The 18,999-nt window shown below is 54.6% G+C and carries 18 protein-coding genes; 4 read left to right on the top strand and 14 right to left on the bottom strand.

The window, feature by feature from the left end:
* Positions 1-23 precede the first annotated feature (23 nt).
* From JUF11_RS00185 to pepF, 6 genes are all read right to left on the bottom strand, one after another.
* On the bottom strand, positions 24-926 hold the full coding sequence (locus tag JUF11_RS00185) for a sigma factor regulator N-terminal domain-containing protein (RefSeq protein WP_204117784.1): 903 nt from the start codon (positions 924-926) through the stop codon (positions 24-26).
* 1 nt (position 927) lies between these two features.
* A complete protein-coding gene (locus JUF11_RS00180; RefSeq protein ID WP_204117783.1) occupies positions 928-1,380 on the bottom strand; it encodes an RNA polymerase sigma factor in 453 nt (150 codons plus the stop codon).
* Between the two features lie 128 nt (positions 1,381-1,508).
* On the bottom strand, positions 1,509-2,975 hold the full coding sequence (locus JUF11_RS00175; protein ID WP_204117782.1) for a glycoside hydrolase family 1 protein: 1,467 nt from the start codon (positions 2,973-2,975) through the stop codon (positions 1,509-1,511).
* Positions 2,959-4,848, bottom strand: coding sequence for a beta-glucoside-specific PTS transporter subunit IIABC (locus JUF11_RS00170; RefSeq protein ID WP_204117781.1), 1,890 nt, complete (start codon positions 4,846-4,848; stop codon positions 2,959-2,961). The genes JUF11_RS00175 and JUF11_RS00170 overlap by 17 nt, the downstream gene beginning before the upstream one ends.
* Before the next feature lie 87 nt (positions 4,849-4,935).
* Positions 4,936-5,769 (bottom strand): PRD domain-containing protein, encoded by an 834-nt coding sequence (locus JUF11_RS00165; RefSeq protein ID WP_204117780.1) that lies wholly within the window; start codon positions 5,767-5,769, stop codon positions 4,936-4,938.
* 238 nt (positions 5,770-6,007) lie between these two features.
* Positions 6,008-7,810 carry an oligoendopeptidase F gene (gene pepF / locus JUF11_RS00160; RefSeq protein ID WP_204117779.1) on the bottom strand — a complete coding sequence of 601 codons (1,803 nt, stop codon included), beginning with the start codon at positions 7,808-7,810 and terminating at the stop codon, positions 6,008-6,010.
* A gap of 191 nt (positions 7,811-8,001) precedes the next feature.
* Here pepF and JUF11_RS00155 point away from each other — a divergent pair, with 191 nt between their 5' ends.
* On the top strand, positions 8,002-8,685 hold the full coding sequence (locus tag JUF11_RS00155) for a DUF554 domain-containing protein (protein WP_204117778.1): 684 nt from the start codon (positions 8,002-8,004) through the stop codon (positions 8,683-8,685).
* Positions 8,686-8,741: 56 nt separating this feature from the next.
* Here the strand turns inward: JUF11_RS00155 and JUF11_RS00150 are convergent, their stop codons facing one another.
* The 3 genes from JUF11_RS00150 to JUF11_RS00140 all read right to left on the bottom strand — a co-directional run bounded on the left by JUF11_RS00150 (position 8,742) and on the right by JUF11_RS00140 (position 10,112).
* The gene (locus JUF11_RS00150; protein ID WP_204117777.1) at positions 8,742-9,152 is read right to left on the bottom strand and encodes a peptide deformylase; all 411 of its coding nucleotides are present in this window, start codon (positions 9,150-9,152) and stop codon (positions 8,742-8,744) included.
* A gap of 10 nt (positions 9,153-9,162) precedes the next feature.
* Entirely contained in the window at positions 9,163-9,780 is a 618-nt protein-coding gene (locus tag JUF11_RS00145) for a LysE/ArgO family amino acid transporter (protein ID WP_204117776.1), read from the bottom strand.
* A 110-nt stretch (positions 9,781-9,890) separates the two neighbouring features.
* Positions 9,891-10,112 carry a P8 family protein gene (locus JUF11_RS00140; protein WP_125579367.1) on the bottom strand — a complete coding sequence of 74 codons (222 nt, stop codon included), beginning with the start codon at positions 10,110-10,112 and terminating at the stop codon, positions 9,891-9,893.
* A gap of 196 nt (positions 10,113-10,308) precedes the next feature.
* Here JUF11_RS00140 and JUF11_RS00135 point away from each other — a divergent pair, with 196 nt between their 5' ends.
* Positions 10,309-11,556: an MFS transporter gene (locus tag JUF11_RS00135; RefSeq protein ID WP_204117991.1), complete on the top strand. Its 1,248-nt coding sequence runs from the start codon at positions 10,309-10,311 to the stop codon at positions 11,554-11,556.
* Between the two features lie 61 nt (positions 11,557-11,617).
* On the opposite strand, the gene JUF11_RS00130 is transcribed toward JUF11_RS00135, so the two are convergent.
* Together JUF11_RS00130 and JUF11_RS00125 are read right to left on the bottom strand one after the other, a co-directional pair.
* The gene (locus JUF11_RS00130; protein WP_204117775.1) at positions 11,618-12,196 is read right to left on the bottom strand and encodes a uracil-DNA glycosylase family protein; all 579 of its coding nucleotides are present in this window, start codon (positions 12,194-12,196) and stop codon (positions 11,618-11,620) included.
* Between the two features lie 42 nt (positions 12,197-12,238).
* Positions 12,239-13,168, bottom strand: coding sequence for an L-lactate dehydrogenase (locus JUF11_RS00125; protein WP_204117774.1), 930 nt, complete (start codon positions 13,166-13,168; stop codon positions 12,239-12,241).
* Between the two features lie 293 nt (positions 13,169-13,461).
* Here JUF11_RS00125 and JUF11_RS00120 point away from each other — a divergent pair, with 293 nt between their 5' ends.
* Positions 13,462-14,139: a type 1 glutamine amidotransferase domain-containing protein gene (locus JUF11_RS00120; protein WP_204117773.1), complete on the top strand. Its 678-nt coding sequence runs from the start codon at positions 13,462-13,464 to the stop codon at positions 14,137-14,139.
* A 49-nt stretch (positions 14,140-14,188) separates the two neighbouring features.
* Positions 14,189-14,989 carry a putative ABC transporter permease gene (locus tag JUF11_RS00115; protein ID WP_204117772.1) on the top strand — a complete coding sequence of 267 codons (801 nt, stop codon included), beginning with the start codon at positions 14,189-14,191 and terminating at the stop codon, positions 14,987-14,989.
* 53 nt (positions 14,990-15,042) lie between these two features.
* Here JUF11_RS00115 and JUF11_RS00110 read toward each other — a convergent pair whose 3' ends face one another.
* The 3 genes from JUF11_RS00110 to xylA form a co-directional block, all read right to left on the bottom strand.
* Positions 15,043-16,044 carry an aldose epimerase family protein gene (locus JUF11_RS00110; protein WP_204117771.1) on the bottom strand — a complete coding sequence of 334 codons (1,002 nt, stop codon included), beginning with the start codon at positions 16,042-16,044 and terminating at the stop codon, positions 15,043-15,045.
* Between the two features lie 63 nt (positions 16,045-16,107).
* Positions 16,108-17,604, bottom strand: coding sequence for a xylulokinase (gene xylB / locus JUF11_RS00105; protein ID WP_204117770.1), 1,497 nt, complete (start codon positions 17,602-17,604; stop codon positions 16,108-16,110).
* 12 nt (positions 17,605-17,616) lie between these two features.
* Positions 17,617-18,960, bottom strand: a complete 1,344-nt coding sequence (xylA, locus tag JUF11_RS00100; protein ID WP_204117769.1) for a xylose isomerase — start codon at positions 18,958-18,960, stop codon at positions 17,617-17,619.
* Between the last annotated feature and the right edge of the window lie 39 nt (positions 18,961-18,999).

Below are 18,999 nucleotides of genomic sequence, written 5' to 3'. Positions count from 1 at the left end.
CTGGACTATTTTTCTGTGCGCACTTATTTAACTGGCTTAATATACGGCACCCGAGCGACGGTGACGCCAACGCTGGTGCCGGCCACGTTAGCGGCGCCCGCCACCTTCACCAACTGCTCGGTCGTGCCAGTGAGAATCACCCCACGAAACTGCAAAGTTTTGGCGGAAGCCTTGAGGGCCAGCTTCATCCCAGCGCTCCGTGTCTGGTTTCCCCAGTACCCACGCAAAGCCGTTTGCCAATCCTTAAGCTGACGACTGGGACCTTGATCATAACTGAGATCCATCCCAATCGGGTTTTCGACTAAGCCACTATTATCGCCTTCCAGGGCCACACGCTTGGTGTCGTTAAAGACATACCCCCAGGTCAAATTGACATTTTTTGGCACCCATTGCTTCAGTTCCGCATACGTCACGGCGCGGGAAAAAGTCACTGCAATTTCGCCCACATGGTTGGGTAGCCGACTCAAGCTTCGAGCTTCATTCGGTAGGTCATGGGTGTGCGTGTAAAAGCGAGCCACTTTCTGCAGGGTCGTGTTTTGAAACTGCTGGCGATCTGTGTTTTCATCAAGGCGATTGGAAACCGTCTGGGTAAAACTCTCGTCCATTTCCCAGTCGTGGAAACTGTAATGCGACGTGTATGTTCCCCAAGGCACCACATAACCATCAATTTCCTTATATTCCTTGGTGACAACATTCCCGCCAAAGCTGGAATTATTAGCAAGCATTTCACTGGCCACCGTCACATTCGGCTCCGCCACCAAATGATAATTCGTGAGCGCGGTGTACAAGGCATCGGTTTGACGCCCACATAATTGGTTGAGTCCACTATAGGCGAGCGGTCCTCCAATGATTAAGACAACCACGGCAATCAGCACCATCATCAGGCGCTGGCGCCATTTGGCTTTGCGTAAGGCTTGATCTAACATCTTATGTTTCCTCCCATTGACCGCGCAACTGCTTCCGTGCGCGGGCTAACATCGTTTTGACACTGGCCGGTTTGATGGCCAGCAGCGCCCCGATTTCTTCATATGAAAAGCCGTAGTAATACTTCCGCGCCACGAGCTCCTGCTGGTTGGCCGGGAGCGGCGCAATTAATGTCGCAAAGCTTTGCGGCGTCAGCGTACTGGCTTCCGGCAGCTGCTGCGTCAAGGTTTCGCGGCGGTGTTTGCGCAGTTCATCGAGGCAGGCGTTCAGGGCAATCCGGTAAAACCAGCCATCAAAATTGCGCACTGACAAGTTGGGCAGCAGGATAATGATTTTTTCATAAGCCGTGGCCACGGCATCCTCGGCATCGGCCCGTTGAATGCCCCGCGCTTGCAGGCGCTGCACCACTTGCTGGCCTAATGTCAGCAAGTGAGCATCAAAGTCTGACTTTACCATCTCACCCCTCCTTCCCTTAATAAGACGTTTGAACCAGCCTTAAAGTATACAGGTAATTTTTGAGGAGCAAAACAAAAACCAGCGCCACCGCCAAATTGGCGATCACGCTGGTGCCTAACATTATCGGCTTAATCCACTGCCGCCTTCTGGTGGGCCAGTTCGGCCAAGGCTGAAGCGCCATTCGTGGCAATCACATCTGAGTACCACGCAGCCGAGGCTTTCGGCGTCCGCGCCAGGCTGCCGTGGCCGCTGTCATCGCGGTCGACATAAATCAGGCCGTAGCGCTTGGCCATTTCACCAGTGCCGGCGGAAATCAGATCTAGCGCCGTCCACATGGTGTAACCCATCAGATCCACCCCATCTTCCACGATGGCATCGTGCATGGCTTTGATGTGCACCCGCAGATAATCAATCCGATACAGGTCATCGACGACACCATTTTTGAGTTCATCGACGGCGCCGAGGCCATTTTCCACGACCAACAGTGGCACTTGGTAGCGCTGATACAGCCGGTTCAGCGTCACGCGCAAGCCAATTGGGTCAATTTGCCAGCCCCAGGCTGAAGTTTCCAGATACGGATTCTTCTGGCCGGCGAGCAGGTTAGCCTCACTGGTTTCACCAGCTTCGGCGGCCAAACATGAGCTGGAGTAGTAGGAAAACGAGTAGAAATCCACTTTCCCTGCCAGCAACGTTGCTTCATCCTCTGAGGCCAGATCCAAGGTGACGCCCATTTTAGCCAGCTTGGCTTTGGCGAAACTTGGGTACGCGCCGCGGACATGGACATCCCCGCAGAAGTGATTGAACCAATCGGTGCGCTGCTGCGTCGCCAGCACATCTTCCGGCTGGGGCGTCAGCGGATAAGACAGGCCATTAGCAATCATACAGCCAATTTGGTTAGCTGAATCAATGCGATGCCCGGCGATCACAGCTTTAGCCGAAGCCAAGAACACATGATGCAGCGCCTGGTACTGCTCGGTTTCATCGCCTGTGCCAAAGAAGTAATCCGCCTGGGCGGCCGAGCGTAAGCCCAGACCAATCAACCGGCCAGCGCTGAGGGTACCGAAGTTGATTTCGTTGAACGTTAGCCAGTGCGTCACCAGGCCGCGGTAGCGGGTAAAGCAAGTCTCGGCGTAGCGCACGAACAGGTCAATCACCCGCCGGTCCGCGAAGCCGTTATAAGCCGTCACCAGATGGTATGGCATTTCGAAGTGACTCAAGGTCACCAGCGGCGTGATGTTGTTTTCCCGGCATAAGGTGAACACCCGGTCGTAAAACGCGAGTCCTTCTTCATTGGGCTGGGCATCATCACCGTTGGGAAAAATGCGGCTCCAGGCAATCGACAGGCGCAGACATTTCAAGCCAATTTGGCCAAACAGGGCGATGTCTTCTTCGAAGCGGTGGTAGAAATCCACGCCGGTGTGCGAAGGAAAATAGTCATCGAGGTCCAAATCCTCCACGAAGCGGCGCGGCTGGGTGCGACTACCGGCGGTTAAATGATCCGCCACGCTTGGCCCCTTGCCGCCTTCGTTCCAGGCTCCTTCACATTGGTTGGCAGCCAAAGCGGCGCCCCAGAGAAAATCAGTTGGAAACGGCATGGACAGCCCCTCCCATCGCTTCTTGGGTATCGGCAACGACAGTCAACAGCGGCGTGCCTGCTTCGATTTGGGCATCTGGCGTCAGTTCCGCAATCACATCGAGGTAGTCATTGGTATTGGTCACCACCATCGGGCTCACCATGGAGTACCCGGCGGCGCGAATCGCGTCAATATCAATCGTGGCCAGCAAGTCGCCAGCTTTGACATGTTGCTCCGGCGCCACTTTCACGTCAAAATGGTCCCCGCCTAATTGCACGGTGTCCATGCCCAGGTGTAGCAGGACTTCAGCGCCAGTGTCGGTAATCAGCCCAATCGCATGTTTGGTCGGGAACACCGTCATCACGGTCGCGTCAGCCGGCGCCACCACATTGCCATCGCTTGGATCAATCGCAATCCCTGCGCCCAGCGCGCCGTCGGCAAAAGCGCCATCTGGCACATCGCGCAGCGGCATCAGCTGCCCATTCATCGGGCTGGCCAACACAGTATCGCGTTCCAACGTTGGAGCGCCTGGAATGCCTTCATCTTCAATCGCATTCACCACTGGATCATCTTGATACATCACATAAGCCGCAATGAAGGTTGGAATCATCGCGACCGCTAAGCAAATCCCGGCATACATCAGATCACGACTCGGATTTTCAACACTCAGCAAGCTCGGTAAGGCGAACAGGCCCATGCCGCCCATGCGGTAAGCCATCATGCCCAAAGCCCCACTAACTGCGCCGGCCAAGCCGCCACCGATACAGGACAGCACAAACATTTTCACCCGGGGCAAGGTCACCCCATAAATCGCCGGTTCCGTCACGCCGAAAATCCCAGAAATCCAGGCCGGTAAAGCAATGCCTTTGAGCTTTTTATCATGCGTCTTCAGCCAAATCGCTACGACAACCGCGGTTTGCGCGAAGGACACCCAGGTGATGGCAGCCATAATGGCAGTGGGTTGCCCCGCGGCCAGTGGAATCATGGCCATCACCACAATCATCATGTGGACGCCGAACATCACCAGCAGTTGCCAGGTGGCGCCGAGCACCAGCCCAGCCAAAATCGGGCTGAAGTTGGTCAGGGCTTCGACGCCTTGCATGATGACCATAGACACCGCGTTGGCGGCTGGGCCAATCAGCATGAAGCCGATCGGCACGATCACCAGCAGGGTTAGCATTGGGACCAGGAACGTTTTAACCACATCTGGAATGACCTGATTCAACCAGCGTTCAAGCGGTGCCGCTAACGCCACCATCAGAATCACCGGCAAAATCGTGGAGCTGTAGCTGGCATTGAAGTTCATGCCCCAGAAGTTCAAATCCACGCCGTTAATGGTGGGATGCACCAACGCCGCCCCAATAATCAGGCCCAAAAACGGCGTCATGTTGAATTTCTTGGCGGCATTGAAGCCAATGATGATCGGGAAGAAGTAGAAGCAGGCATCCCCAATCGCATTAAGCAGAATATAAGCGCCGGCTTTATCAGAAACAGCGCCGGTTACCATCAAAATCACCGCTAGGCCTTTGATCATCCCGCCGGCACACATCACGGCCAAAGCGGGCATCATGATGCCAGAAATTAAGTCGATCACCCGGTCGCCGAATTTCATTTTCTTCGGCGCCGTGCTCGTGTCGCCGGTGTCAATGCCGCCGACGCGCACCACTTCATCGTACACATCAGGCACATGGTTACCGATGACGACTTGGTACTGACCAGCTGATTGCAGCACGGTCACCACCCCGTCCATGGCCTTGAGGGCTTCGGTATCTGCCTTGCCCTCATCTTTGAGTTGAAACCGCAGCCGAGTGACGCAGTGCGTCAGGCCCAGAATATTTTCCCGGCCACCGACTTTGGCAATAATATCGGTTGCTAACTGTTCATATTTTGTCATGATAGTTCCTCCTGAAAGAAGTTTTCTTTCCGAAGGTTTGGCCAACTTAATGTCACCATCCAACGATCTGACTGGCTGCGAGGCAGCCTACTGCGCTTTGCGGTACACCAGCCGTTCGATATGCAAGGTTAAATACCCGCACTCAGCTGGCGTCACCGTAAAGCCATAACGCACATTTAAAAAGTGACTGATTTTCTGGGCACAGCTCGCCGGCGTTTGGTACCGCTGGTTGATGAGCGCCAGCAATTCCTCATCGACGGTGGCCATCGCTTCGTTGCGATACAGCCGCTGGGCGAAGAATTTGAGATGGGTAATGAACCGGCCGTAATCCGGCGTGGTTGGATCCGGTTCGAAGTGAAAATGGTGGCGGACAATGCTCAAAATTTCTTGCATCAGCCGCGTCACCACTGCCGCATCAGAGCCGGTACTGTCAGTGGCGGCGTTCACCAAATGAAAAGCGATAAATCCAGCCTCATCGGCAGGCAGACTCACATTCAGCTTGGCTTGCACCAATGCCAAGGCGCCTTCTGCGACGGCGAACTCCCGCGGATAAAAGCGCTGGGTGTCCCAAAACATCACATTCGGCAACACGTCCCCCGCTTGTGTGCGTTGCACCGCGGTGGCCAAGTGATCGGCCAAGGTCAGCGCGACGCCAGAATGAAGACTCAAGCCCGCTTGTTTGGCTTGGGTCAAAATCTGACCTGTCAGTTGCAAATAGACATACGGAATTTCAGCCAACAATTGCGCGTACGCCACCGTACTTTTGGTTTGTAAGGTGAAGGTCTGCGCAATCGCGGCCACATCGAGCTCATCGCCGGGGCGCTTGCCGAACGCCAAGCCGCGGCCAGAGACAATTTGGTCTTGGCCATTCCCGGTGCGGACAATGGCCACATTGTTGTTCAGGACTTTGTGGATTTTCATGCGGCGCCCCCTTGCTGAGATGAACTGACCTTGCGCGCCAAAGTCAGTCGAAGAAAACGGTTCCATGGAATAATTTAAGCGTAGCAAACTGACTCTGCCTTGTGCAAGCAAAAACAGTAGCTTAGGTTAATTATTTTTATAACGAATATCTGATATTAATTGATTTTTGGCCAGCAAAAAACGCCACCAGACAATGATGCTGACTGATGGCGCTCATTTTGCTTTTCAGTTTGACCGGTTAAGCATTCAACAGTTTCGCCAGTTGATCCAAGCGGCCTTTCACATGCGCAAACGCTGCATCGAGGTAATCTGGCTTGGTGACATCAATCCCGGCCCGCTTGAGCAAGTTGACTGGGGTGTCGGAATTACCGGCCTTCAAGAAGGCCTTATACGCCGCCACAGCCGGTTCGCCTTCCGTCAAGATGCGCTTGGCGAAGGTCGTCGCAATCGCTTTGGACGTAGCATACTGATACATGTAGTAATTGTAAAAGAAATGCGGAATCCGCGCCCACTGCGCCTTTGGCCAAGGCGTTGGCGTGACGCTGGGACCGTAGTAAGCAGCTTCCAGCTCATCCCACTTCGCCGTTAACGCTTCGGCCGTTAAGGGCTGGCCGCTGGCTTCGGTTTGATACATGAACAGCTCAAACTCGGCAAACCGCGCCTGGGTGTAGAAGGTGCCTAAAAAGTTCTCGACTTCATCGCTTAACAGATAAATCTGCTTGGCCCGATCGTCTTGGGTGGTATTCAGCAGATAAGCATTAAGCAGACTTTCATTCGTGGTTGAGGCCACTTCCGCAGTAAAAATCGGGTACTGCGAATCCCAATATGGCTGATTGGCATTGGCGTAAACGCTTTGCATCGCGTGACCGGATTCATGAGCCAAGGTACTCATGGCATCATAGTTATCGGCCCAGTTGAGCAAAATATACGGATGCACGCCATACGCCGCATCTTCAAAGCCGCCAGAGGTCTTGCCTTTGGTTTCCAGCACATCGACCCAGCGATGAGCAAATTCGTCCTCCAGGTGTGCCTGGTAATCGCTGCCCAGTGGCGCCAGCGCCGCCAAAGTTGTGGCGGTGGCTTCATCATAGGTTGGGGCAAATGGCGTCTTGCCACCGGTCAGCGGCAGCGATAGGTCGTAGGGATGCATCACATCTAAGCCCAGCGTTTGTTTACGCAGGGCATAGTAGCGATGAGCCAGATCCAAGTGCGCATGAGTTTCGGTGAGCAGCGTGTCATACACCGCTTCCGGGATCTGATTTTGACTCAGATCCATCGCCCGGGCCGACGAATAATGGCGAATCTGCGCCAGGGTGTTTTGGGCATGGACATGGGCCTGCAAGCTCTGGGCAAAGGTGAAACGATGGTCATAATACGCGGTATCGAACTGTTCGGCCGCTTGCTTACGCACTGGCCGGGCGCCATTTTCGGCAATGACGCGGCGCAGGCCCTTGGTCATTGGCTGCGTTTGGCCATCATATTCAATCGTGCCAAAGGTCAAATCGGCATCATCCAGCGTGGATTGAATCGACTCTGGCGCATCGATGGTGGTGCCCAGTGCCGCCAGCACCCGCTCTTCGCCTGGCGCCAGCACATGGCCCACCTGCGTGCGAATCGCCGCCAAGGCATGGCGGTACTGTTTCAACGTGGGTTCAGCCGCCTCGAACGCTGTCAGCCGCGATTCCGGCAAGGCCACAATCGCCGGTTCCAACCAGGCCACGGCTTGCGCAAAGGCCGTCGAGGCTTGCTCAGCGGTTGCTTCCAGCTGCTGAGCCTGAGGATCGGTGGTGTCTTGCGCCACCGCCAGCATACTGTACATGCCGATGCGATCCAGCGCCTCGCTGGCTTCGTAATAGCTGGCCAGCGTCTTGGCAAACTGCTGAGCATCAGCGGTAAACGTTTGCTCCTGCTTGGCCAACGCCTTCGTCTTGGCCTGTGCTGCGGTCACCGCTGCGGTGAAGGCCGCCTCATCGGCAAATAATGCGGTCAAATCCCAGGTCATGGCCACTGGCGCCTCACTGCGTTTGATTTGTTCTGTCATCTTATTACCCCTCTCGCCCATTTGGCAAAACTCTGTGTGTTCACTGTAGCATTGAAGCCGGCGGGAAGAAAGGCCTCAGCAGCAGGTGATGAGCCCGCCCCGCTTGCTAGCCATCACCGCAGTTAGTAATTCAACCATAAATCAATGATGTCTTAGCGTATAATAAGACCATTCAAGCTGGAGGATTTTATATGCTAGGCACATTTTTCAACGTTCTGATGATTATGATTGGTAGCACCGTGGGCAGTGTCTTCAAAAAAGGCATCCCCGATAAGGCTAATCACGCCTTGATGACGGCCATGGGGCTGGCGGTGATGATGCTAGGCATCAATACTTCGGTGCAAAAAATGCCCCATAGCCAATATCCGGTACTCTTCATCGCCAGTATGGCGCTAGGCGCCTTAATCGGTAGTTTGCTGGATTTGGATGACCGCTTCAATCGCCTACTGGCCCGCGGCAAAGGAGGCAGTCAGCTGGGACAGGGGTTGTCGACAGCAATTTTGCTATTTTGCATCGGCACCTTGTCGATTGTGGGCCCGATGGAAGCGGCCTTGCACCAGGATTACACGTTCCTGTTTACCAATGGCACGCTGGATTTGATCACCTCGATGGTGCTCGCCTCGACTTTCGACATTGGGATTATCCTGACCGCCCCGGTACTGCTGTGCTGGCAAGGGAGCTTGTATCTGCTGGCCAAGTTGCTCCAAGGCGCCATTTCTACCCCGCTGTTGACTGAGATTTCCATTGTCGGCGGCGTGCTGATTTTTGCGTCCGGGGTCAACATTCTCGGCCTCGCCAAAATCAAAACCCTCAATCTCCTGCCCGCGCTCCTGATTCCCCCGCTGTTTTTCTTGGGCATGAGCTGGTTCCATTAACGCCAAAAGCCGCCGTTCAACCTGATGGGCTGAGCGGCGGCTTTTGGCGTGTTGAATTAAATGAGGATGCCTTCAAGGTGATCCATTTCGTGCTGAATAATCTGGGCCACAAACCCACTGACGGTTTCCATATGGGGCTTAAAGTTTGCATCTTGATACGCCACGGTAATTTGCTGATAACGCGTGGCTGGTCGTTCGCCGGATAGCGACAGGCAGCCTTCTTGCGCTTGGTAAGCGCCTTGCTTGGCCTTAAGCACTGGATTGACCATAATCTGAGCGAGCGGCCCGCGCTGCACAATGATGATGCGCTTGGCCACCCCAATCATGTTCGCTGCCATGCCAACACAGCGGTCGGCATTGGCGGCTAAGGTGTCCTGCAAATTCTGGATCACCGGTGCATCCAGCGGCGTGGCCGGCTGGCTTGGCTGCTGCAAAAAGAGTTGATCGCGATTAATTGGTTGTTTCATGCTTGTCTCCTTAAATCACGGCCAGCACGGCGTTCACTACCAGCCACACCCCATAAAAGATCACGACAATCCCAGAAGCGATGTTGATCCACATCAGCACCCGCCGCGGCAGGCGATTGCGGAGTAAGTTAATCACCGTTGTCACCACGAGAAACCACAGTGCCGTGGAGGTGATAATGCCGCCAAGAAATACCCAGGCCTCAGTCATGGTCAAAGGGCTCCGCAAAGCGCCTAACGTCACGCTAGTATCAATTAAGGCCTGCGGGTTGGCAAAAGACACCACAAAGGCCCCAGTGAACCATTGCTTCAGTGATTGTTCCTGATGGTCGTTGCCAAAAGACGCGGCGTTGGCGCCGCGCACAATGCCATAGCCCATCCAAATCACCACCAAGCCGCCTAGGCCCATCACAATGATTTTGATCACCTGATTGGCGGCAATCAAGGCGCCCATGCCCAGAAAGGCAATCGACGTCAGCAGCGTGTCGGCAATCCAGATGAAGCCAGCCACCAGTAGCGCCCGGCGCAAGGTATTGCTCATGGCGTTGTTAAACGCATAGATATTTTGCATCCCGATGGAACTCACCAACGCCAAGGAAATCACCATGGCGCGAAAATAGACGGCCAACATTGCCGCTTCGCCTCCTGAAAACGTGCTTTTTCTATCATAGCATTCAGCAGGCGGGTTTTCTGCAAAAAAAAGAAGCCACGCGGCCTCTTTTTGCAGTACTTGATGTTAAATTACTTCTTCAGCAACTTCTCAGCCAAGGCCTTGATTTCGTCATCGCTTTGGTCAAGCAGTGGCTTCATCGTCTCTTCGGTCTCAATGGTATTGTGGTTGTTGTTCTCCATATAGTAATCCCACAATGCATCACGAACTGGGGTTTCATCATCGCTCCAATCAAACACCGCGTTCATTGGTTCATCAAGCACCAAAGTCTTTTCAGGATCTGCTGCCATGATCATTACCTCCATTGTTTTCTTACTTGAGTACAAAGCCATTATAGTCCAAAACTGCCCCACCGCGTCAAAAAATTAGCACTTTATTTCAGTGAGTGCTAATTGCTTGACAAATGACACTGCGCTCTGCGTGATTGACATCGGTTCCGGGTTGCTCAAAAATGAAGCCAGATTGATTTTGATGAAAGCCGTGACCCCCATGAACGTCCTGCGTAGTATGTTTTCCTCGCTTAGTGAACGTAACTTTCGTTATTTTTGGCTCGGCCAGTGTGTCTCCACCATGGGAACTTGGGTCCAGCGCACGGCGCAAACCTGGCTCGTGTATGAAATGACCCGGTCGGCGTTCAAGGTCGGCCTGCTGTCAGCCTTCCAATTTATCCCGATTTTGGGCTTGACGCTGGTCGCCGGGACTTTAATTGACCGCTTTTCCAAGCGGACGATTTTGATTGTCACGCAAGCCGCATTCTTAGTGCTAGGCGCGCTGATGACCGTGCTCGTCTACACCGGCACAGTCCAGTACTGGCATATTCTCCTGATTGCCTTTCTGTACGGCTGCTTTCAGGCGTTTGACACCCCCACCCGCCAATCCTTTGTGGTCGAACTTGTCGGGCAAAAGAATTTGATGAATGGCATTTCCCTGAATTCCACCATTTTCAACTTGGCCAAAATCGCCGGGCCTTCGCTGGCCGGCCTGCTGATGGCGCAGTATTCCGTTGGCTTTTGCTTTTTGGTCGATGCGATTTCCTACTTAGCAGTTTTGCTGGGGCTGTTCCTGATTCATCAAGACCATGTGGTGGCTTCCCACTCCCATCGCAAAGTCTGGACCGATCTCAAGGAAGGCCTGGCTTATGTCTGGTCGCATCAAGCCGTGCGCCTGTCCGCCGAGCTGATGCTGATTGTTTGCACGCTGAATTTCAACAACAATGTCATCATCCCCATCATGGCCAAAACCGTGTTTCACGGCGGCGCTCAAACTTACGCTAACCTGCTGTCGGCAACTGGGGTGGGCTCGTTAATCGCCGCCTTTTTGATGAGCTATCTTTCGCGCTTTGGCCTTCAGCGCAACATCTACTTATGGGTCGGCATCGGCACCGCCACGCTGCAAGCCGGGATGCTGTTCGTGCGCAACTACGCGCTGGCCATGGTGGTGATGGTGCTGATTGGCTTTTGCAACATGATATTCCTTAACCAGTCCAACGCTTCTTTCCAATTCAACATTCCCAATGAATTGCGGGGCCGCATCATGAGCGTTTACGTGCTGCTCAACCAAGGGAGCACGCCGATTGGCTCGCTTTATGTCGGCACGGTAATGGACATTGCCGGCGGGCTGTGGGGCTTCCCTGCTTGCGGGATTTTGGCGTTGGTTTTGCTGGTGCCGCTGATGCTACTGAACCGGCCGCTCGTCAGCAAATGGTTCCATCAAGGGAGTCATCAGGCCCAGTTGTAACGCAAAGACCCAGTCGAAAAAGTCGACTGGGTCTTCTTTTATCTTCGTCGTCAGCGCCGGTTCACAACAGCGCCCGTACCCGCTTTTGCAAATCTGGTACCACTTGTTCATCAAACCAAGGATTACGCCGGAACCAGCCGTAATTCAGCGGCGAGGGATGCACCAACGGCAGGTATTGCGGCAAATAGTCCTGATAGTGCTCAACCGTGGCGGTCAATGTCTTCTGCCGCCGCTTGCCCAAGTAATAGCGCTGGGCATACATACCAATCAGCAGCGTCAATTGCACATGCGGCATGAGCGCCAAAATCGGTTCGTGCCATTTTTCAGCAAAGCCTTTGCGTGGCGGCAAATCGCCAGACTTGGCCTTGCCGGGGTAATAGAAATCAAGCGGCAGAATGCCAATTTTACCTGATTGATAAAACTCTGCTGGCGTGACGCCCATCCACGCCCGCAAACGATCGCCGCTAGGGTCGTTCCAAAACGATTCGGTTTCCTGCGCCTTACGACTTGGCGCCTGGCTGATAATCAGGAGCTCGGCAGTGGCCGGCGCTTTGTACAGTGGCTTCACGCCGGCGGCAGTGTAGTCAGCGTTTTGCTCATCGGCTTGAATGGCGTTGAAGATTTCCTCGGCAGTTTGCATCCGGTATCCTTTCCAGTACGTGATACCGCCTAGCCTACTGCATTAAAGCACGGTCTGCAAATTGTCCTTCAGCACTTGGGCAGAGTCTTGCAGTCGCTTGAGGTCGGCCGGGTTCAAGTCCAGTTGCAAGATGCGATCCAGCCCGTTGCCGCCCAGCAGCACCGGTACCCCAATCGAAACATCATGCAGGCCATATTCACCCTCGAGGTGCACCGACATCGCAAAGGCGGCATGGTCATCGTTCAGCACCGCTGCCGTCAGCCGCGTCAGGCTGGCCGCAATGCCGTAGAAGGTGGCACCTTTCTTTTCAATGATGGAATACGCCGCCGTCTTGACGCGCTCGCTAATGGTGGCGAAGTCCTGGTCTTGCTGGGCTTTGGGCACAAAATCGCACAACGGCTGACCGCCAACCGTGGCATAATCCCACACTGGAAATTCCGAATCGCCGTGTTCGCCCATGATATAGGCGTGCACCGTGCGGACATCGATGTTGTACCGGCGACCGATTTCAGACCGCAGCCGGGCACTGTCCAGCGCCGTGCCTGAACCGAGCACCCGATTGCGCGGCAGGCCGGACAGCCGCAGCACCAGCTCGGTCAACACATCGACTGGGTTGCTGGCAACCAAAATGATGCCGTCAAAATGGTTGGCCATAATGTTGTTGGTGATTTCAGTGATGATTTTGGCGTTTTTAGCCAGTAGCTGAAGCCGCGTTTCGCCTGGCTTCTGCGCCACGCCAGCGGTGATCACCACGATGTCGGCGTATTCGCAGTCGGCATAATTCGCGGCATAAATATTTTTCTGAGCGACATAAGGCAAGGCGTCGCTCAAATCTTCCACATCCCCTTGCACCCGCGTCATATTGACGTCGATGATGCCAATGCTTTTGCCGACCCCAGTGATCAAACAGTTGAAGGCGTAGCTGGAGCCAATCGCGCCGTCGCCGATCAGGACAATATTTGCTGATTTCATTAGGATTCTTCCTTTCGTATTGCACAATTAATTAACCGCTTTCAGTATACCGGGGTTGTTATTAAAAGGGAAATACGAGGCATCGTGGGCTGGCCTCACAGCCTGTAGTCGCGCTACGGGTGGCCAACGCTCGAACGCTTAGCTACGCAACAGGCCTCGCTGCAAACCCAGCAGCAATGCCTGTTGCTAGACTAATCGTCGAGCTAAATACGGCCACCCTCCGCAGCCTGATAAACCGCTTTCACGTTTTGTGTTAAACTATTCCCAGATAACCACTTTTGGGAGGCAAGATCTTGAAAAAAATCCTTGTTGTCTTAACCAATACCACGCGCTTCGTTAAAAAGCCGGAAGCCACCGGGCTGTGGCTCGGCGAAGCGACGGAGTTTGTTGACGCCGTGACCCCACAATATGAGGTCGATTATGTGAGCCCGCGCGGCGGTTATGTCCCACTCGATCCCCGCGGCATGAAGTATGCCGATGAGGCCGCTTTTGGGCTGTATCGCCAGCCTGACTTTCAGCAGCGCGCCTTGGCCAACAGCTTGGCGCCAGGAGTCATTAATCCCCTCGATTACGCCGCGATTTACTATACCGGCGGCCATGGGGTGATGTTTGATTTTCCCGAAAACGCCGCCTTACAAACGATTGCCCAGCAAATCTACCAGCACGGCGGCTATGTCACCTCGGTTTGCCACGGGATTGCGGGGCTGCTTAACTTACGCGATGAAACCGGCCATTATCTAATTGAAGGCAAGCACATCACTGGTTTCACGACCCAGGAAGAGATTCTCTCTGGCAAGCGCAACCTGGTGCCGTTTTTGAATGAGCAAGTGGCCGCCAGCCGCGGGGCGTTATTTGAAAAACGGCGGGCGTTCAAGCCGTTTGCCGTCAAGGATGGCCAGCTCATCACTGGGCAAAATCCTTGGAGCCCGAAAGCAGTGGCCAGCACCTTGCTCCAGGCCCTAGACGCCTAGCCTTGCCATTTAGGGTTGTGCTAGAGTATAAGGCAAGGAGGCGAGGCCGATGACCGCGACTGAATTTGAACAAACCTTCACCTTGTGGGTGCTCTACTTTTTTGCCTATGCCTTCGTCGGCTGGCTCTGGGAAAGTGGCTATGTCAGCGTCAAAAAGCGGCAATGGACCAATTCCGGTTTTCTCGCCGGCCCCGTCATTCCGGTTTACGGCTTCAGCATCACTGCTGTGCTGGCTTTGGTGCAGCCTTTCGCCCATAATTTGGTGCTGCTGTACTTGCTTTCGGCGCTCGTGATCACGGTGATTGAATATGTGACTTCCTGGCTGATGGAAAAACTTTTCCACGCTCGGTGGTGGGATTATTCCAAAATACCGCTCAACCTAAACGGCCGAGTGGCCCTGCCCATCTCGGCTTTTTGGGGCGTCGGGGTGGTGCTGGTCATCAAGTTCGTCCATCCAATGGTCGCCAATTTTGTCACCCGCCTCGATGTACGCTATGGCATTTTTGCTGCAATCGTCATGCTGGCAATCTTCATGTTTGACTTCGGCTTCAGCCTCGCCAACGTGTTGGCTTTCGGCGCCGCGACCAAGCGCATCGGCGATGCCATCGACACCAAGAAGCAGGAACTGATTACGCAGGTCGACACGGCCACCGCCAAGCTGAGCCAAGACGAGCCGCGCTGGTTAGCTGACTATCGCCGCAATCAAGGCGCGCAGGCCACTTTGCCAAAACTCAGTTGGAGTCAGCGGCGGTGGCTGAAGAGCTTCCCACATCTGCATTTGAATGATACCCAGACCTCAGCCAAGGATATTTCCGCCTTAGCCGAACTGCTGAAAAAAGCTCGAAAATAGCTCGAATCAAAATGCCAAGTGCGGCGCAGACCGCACTTGGCATTTTACTGTGGTTAGAATTTAAATTGCCAGGTCGTTTGCAACTGATACGGATCACCTGGCATCAAGGTGATCGCCGACCAATCCTGACCGCTCGGCGGGGCGACTTGGGCTTCCAAGGTGACGCCGCTGTGGCGCCTTAAGTGCGCCGCCACGCCTTGCACCTCATCCCAATGATTGCCCGTGTAGACCACCACGGCCGGCGCGCTAGTGGTCATGGTGACGGCCCGCCCTGACGCCCCGGTTAAGGTGGCAGCCTGGTCGTGTTTGAGTAAGAATGGATGATCCAGCCCGGCCCCGCCAAGCACCTGCGGCATCACCTCACCCAGCCGCCGCGGCTGCCGGAAGTCAAATGGCGTCCCTGCCACCGCCGCCCAACCGCTAGGGAGATGATTAGCTGCTAGCGGTCCGTAGTAATCGCTGGCCAGTTGCAAAGTGGTCTGAGCCACCGTCGAATCTGGGCCATCCAAAGCAAAGTACACGTGATTGGTCGCGTTAAACAAGGTCATTTGATCCGACTCCGCAGTTAAGGCATACGTTAGCCGGTTATGATCATCCAGCAGGTAACTCACGGTGGTTTTCACATTGCCCGGGAAGCCGTTGTGACCGGCGAAATCCACTAAAGTGAAGGTCACCCGATCAGCAGCCGGACCTTCGCGGTAAGCCAAGTTCCAGGCCTGCATATCCAGACCATCGGGGCCGCCGTGAATCGTGTTGGCCCCTTCATTGGCCGGCAGGGTCAATGCTGCCTCGCCCCGGTGCCAAGTGTGGCCTGGCACGCGCGCGATGATGCGCCCCACGGTGCCACCGAGTAAGTTGCGCGCCTCACTGTAATCACTTGGCTGCGCAAGATGCAAAATGACATCAACGAGTCGATTGCCGGCTGGCACCCGCACGCGTTCCAGCGTCGCACCGTAATTCAGGAGGTCGACTGTCATCCCCTGGTGGTTGACTAATGTGATTTCATACAGCGGCTCACCTTTCAGTGTGCCATAACGTTTCATGGTAACCGTCATTATTTTCTCCTCACTTTGCCTATGGCTAAGCAAAAGCCGTCCAGCGTAGGACGGCTTTTTCCCTTATTCCTCAGCTGCCAACAAGCCAGCTGTCAAACTGGCTGTTGCCCCATAGACCTGATGATACAGCTGATAGTACTGGTCATAGTTGCGTACAGCCGTTGGGTCTGGTTCATAAGTCGCTGCCACCTGCACGAAATTTGCCGCGCAAGCCTTAAAGTCGGCGAACCAACCCAGCCCCACTGCCGCAATCATCGCCGCGCCTAGGCCTGGCCCTTGATTAGTGGCCAAACTGACAATCTTTAAATTGAGAATATCGGCTTGGATCTGCAGCCACAGCGGACTTTGCGCCCCGCCGCCAATCGTAATGGCCGAGGCAAACTGCCGCCCACTGGCTTGGTATAGCCCCAGCAAATCGCGGAAGGAGAAGGTGATGCCTTCCAGCACCGCACGCACAAAATCCGCCCGGGTCTGGCGACTATCAATCCCGATGAAACTACCGCGGATTTTGGCATCCGCATAAGGCGTGCGCTCCCCCACCAGATACGGCGTGAACAGCAAGCCGTTGGCGCCAGGCTTGGAGGTTGCGGCGCTGGCCACCAAGCTGGTGAAATCCTCATCTGCGGCAAAGGTGTGCTTGAACCAATTCAAGCTGTGTCCAGCCGCCAAGGTGACACCCATGGAGTAGTGCTGGCCTGGCACCACATGGTCAAAGTAGTGCAACTGCCCATGATAAGTCGTGGTGGGGTCCGGCTCAAAAGTCGAAACCACACCAGAGGTGCCAATGCTGACCATCAATTGGTCAGCGTTGAGCACCCCAGCCCCTACCGCCCCGCAGGCATTATCGGCGCCGCCGGCAAAGACCTTCACGGTTTGGGGCAAGCCCACCGCCGCCGCAAAGTCGGCAATTAAGGTGCCGACACAAGCGGTGGCTTCTACCAATGGCGGACACATGCTTGCAGGAATGCCAAAGGTCTGCAAAATCGTCGTGGACCACTGTCGGGTGCTTTCGTCGAGCATCACCGTGCCCGCGGCATCGGAATAATCCAGTCCAAGCTGTCCGGTCATGCGGTAGCGCACATAATCCTTGGGTAGCAGGAAAACTTTTGCCGCAGCGAAGTTCTCAGGTTCGTGCTTTTGGACCCACAGCAACTTCGGTAAGGTGAAGCCTTCCAGCGCCCGGTTGCGGGTGATGGCGATGAAGTCATCGCCCATCTTTTGCTTGATCTGCTCGACTTCTGCGGTGGTGCGGGTATCATTCCACAAAATCGCTGGCCGCAGCGGCCGCATGGCGGCCGAGAGTAGCACCAGCCCGTGCATTTGGCCCGAAAAGCTTAACCCTGCTACCTGGCTGAAATCGACGTCAGGTTGCTGGTGCAGCTTCTGCAAGGCCGTTTTGACCCCGCGAATCCAGTCCTCTGGATTCTGTTCACTGTACCCAGGTTGCGGCTGCGCCAAGGGATAATCGGCACTGGCGGTGGCGAGCGTTTCGCCGCTTTGCGCCACTAACAGCACCTTGACGGCACTGGTGCCTAAATCCACCCCAATCACTGTTGCCATGTTGGTCCTCCGTTACTTTAACGTCTGAATAATGTAATGATTGAGCGTGTCCTTGAGCTGTTCCAAGTGACCGGAATGCGTTGCCGCGATCAAGTCACTTTGCGGCTTGTCGATGACCTCAGCTTCCAAGCTCTGGAAGGTCGCCGTGCCATTTTCAATGGTGGCGCCAACGCCAGATTCATAGCTGGCATAACGGTCCGCAATCACATCTTCGAAGACATGATCATCGATCAGCTTTTGCGCCACCCGCAGGCCAGCGGCAAAGCTATCCATGCCGACAATATGCGAGTAGAACATATCTTCGGCTTCAAATGAGGAGCGCCGCGGCTTGGCATCGAAGTTCAGGCCGCCTTTGTGTGGACCGCCGTTCTTCAAGACTTCGTACATCGCCAAGGTGGTTTCGTACAAATTAGATGGGAATTCGTCGATATCCCAGCCAATCAGCTCATCGCCTTGGTTGGCATCCAGTGAACCCAACAAACCGGCTTCGCGGGCAGTGCGGATTTCGTGCTGGTAGGAATGGCCCGCCAAATTGGCATGGTTACCTTCCAAGTTCAGCTTGTAAGTACCAGCCAAGCCATAGGTCTTCATGAAGTTAATGGTGGTGGCGGCGTCAAAGTCATACTGATGCGTCATTGGTTCCTTCGGCTTGGGTTCCAGCAGGAGTTGACCATCAAAGCCGATTTCCTTGGCGTAATCCGCCGCCAGGTTGAAGAACTGCCCCAGGTGATCCTGTTCCCGCTTCATATCGGTGTTCAGCAGGGATTCGTAACCCTCACGCCCGCCCCAGAACACATAGTTTGAAGCGCCGACGCGCTTAGCCGTTTCCAGGCCTTTCTTGACCTGCGCCGCTGCATAGGCAAAAACATCCGCAAATGGTGAAGAAGCAGCCCCAGCCACGAACCGTGGGTTGGTGAACATATTCGCCGTGTTCCACAGCACTTTTTTGCCCGAAGTCTTCTGGTAATCAGTAATCATATCCAGAATTTCGTCGAGGTTCTTGTTGGTTTCCCGCAGCGTGTCCCCTTCTGGCGCAATGTCACGGTCATGGAAGCAGAAATAGTCCACGCCGAGCTTATCGAAGAATTCAAACGCCGCTTCAACCCGCGCTTTGGCCAGGTCCATACCGGTGAATTCGGAGTACGGCCGCTGCGCCGTGCCGTCCCCAAAAGGATCCACCAGCTGCTGGTCAAAGGTGTGCCAAAAGGCCACCGCAAACTTCAACTGATCACGCATCTTCTTGCCGCCAACGAGTTCATCCGGGTTGTAGTACTGAAAACCCAGGGTCGATTTCAGACTGGTTGGGCCGAGGTACTTGATACTGTCCACATTCGGAAAATAACTTTGCTTATACATCAAAAAGCCTCCGTTTAGTTTGTTTATATAACTTACTAA

This window comes from Lacticaseibacillus suilingensis, from assembly GCF_016861845.1.
GTDB classification, from domain to species: Bacteria; Bacillota; Bacilli; order Lactobacillales; family Lactobacillaceae; genus Lacticaseibacillus; species Lacticaseibacillus suilingensis.
This window is presented reverse-complemented; position numbering and strand designations above follow the sequence as displayed.

What these genes read in the sequence shown, in the direction of transcription:
- JUF11_RS00185 (WP_204117784.1), bottom strand. Translation starts at nt 926, where the DNA reads ATGTTAGATCAAGCCTTACGCAAAGCCAAATGGCGCCAGCGCCTGATG.
- JUF11_RS00180 (WP_204117783.1), bottom strand. Translation starts at nt 1,380, where the DNA reads ATGGTAAAGTCAGACTTTGATGCTCACTTGCTGACATTAGGCCAGCAA.
- JUF11_RS00175 (WP_204117782.1), bottom strand. Translation starts at nt 2,975, where the DNA reads ATGCCGTTTCCAACTGATTTTCTCTGGGGCGCCGCTTTGGCTGCCAAC.
- JUF11_RS00170 (WP_204117781.1), bottom strand. Translation starts at nt 4,848, where the DNA reads ATGACAAAATATGAACAGTTAGCAACCGATATTATTGCCAAAGTCGGT.
- JUF11_RS00165 (WP_204117780.1), bottom strand. Translation starts at nt 5,769, where the DNA reads ATGAAAATCCACAAAGTCCTGAACAACAATGTGGCCATTGTCCGCACC.
- pepF (WP_204117779.1), bottom strand. Translation starts at nt 7,810, where the DNA reads ATGACAGAACAAATCAAACGCAGTGAGGCGCCAGTGGCCATGACCTGG.
- JUF11_RS00155 (WP_204117778.1), top strand. Translation starts at nt 8,002, where the DNA reads ATGCTAGGCACATTTTTCAACGTTCTGATGATTATGATTGGTAGCACC.
- JUF11_RS00150 (WP_204117777.1), bottom strand. Translation starts at nt 9,152, where the DNA reads ATGAAACAACCAATTAATCGCGATCAACTCTTTTTGCAGCAGCCAAGC.
- JUF11_RS00145 (WP_204117776.1), bottom strand. Translation starts at nt 9,780, where the DNA reads ATGTTGGCCGTCTATTTTCGCGCCATGGTGATTTCCTTGGCGTTGGTG.
- JUF11_RS00135 (WP_204117991.1), top strand. Translation starts at nt 10,309, where the DNA reads ATGAACGTCCTGCGTAGTATGTTTTCCTCGCTTAGTGAACGTAACTTT.
- JUF11_RS00130 (WP_204117775.1), bottom strand. Translation starts at nt 12,196, where the DNA reads ATGCAAACTGCCGAGGAAATCTTCAACGCCATTCAAGCCGATGAGCAA.
- JUF11_RS00125 (WP_204117774.1), bottom strand. Translation starts at nt 13,168, where the DNA reads ATGAAATCAGCAAATATTGTCCTGATCGGCGACGGCGCGATTGGCTCC.
- JUF11_RS00115 (WP_204117772.1), top strand. Translation starts at nt 14,189, where the DNA reads ATGACCGCGACTGAATTTGAACAAACCTTCACCTTGTGGGTGCTCTAC.
- JUF11_RS00110 (WP_204117771.1), bottom strand. Translation starts at nt 16,044, where the DNA reads ATGACGGTTACCATGAAACGTTATGGCACACTGAAAGGTGAGCCGCTG.
- xylB (WP_204117770.1), bottom strand. Translation starts at nt 17,604, where the DNA reads ATGGCAACAGTGATTGGGGTGGATTTAGGCACCAGTGCCGTCAAGGTG.
- xylA (WP_204117769.1), bottom strand. Translation starts at nt 18,960, where the DNA reads ATGTATAAGCAAAGTTATTTTCCGAATGTGGACAGTATCAAGTACCTC.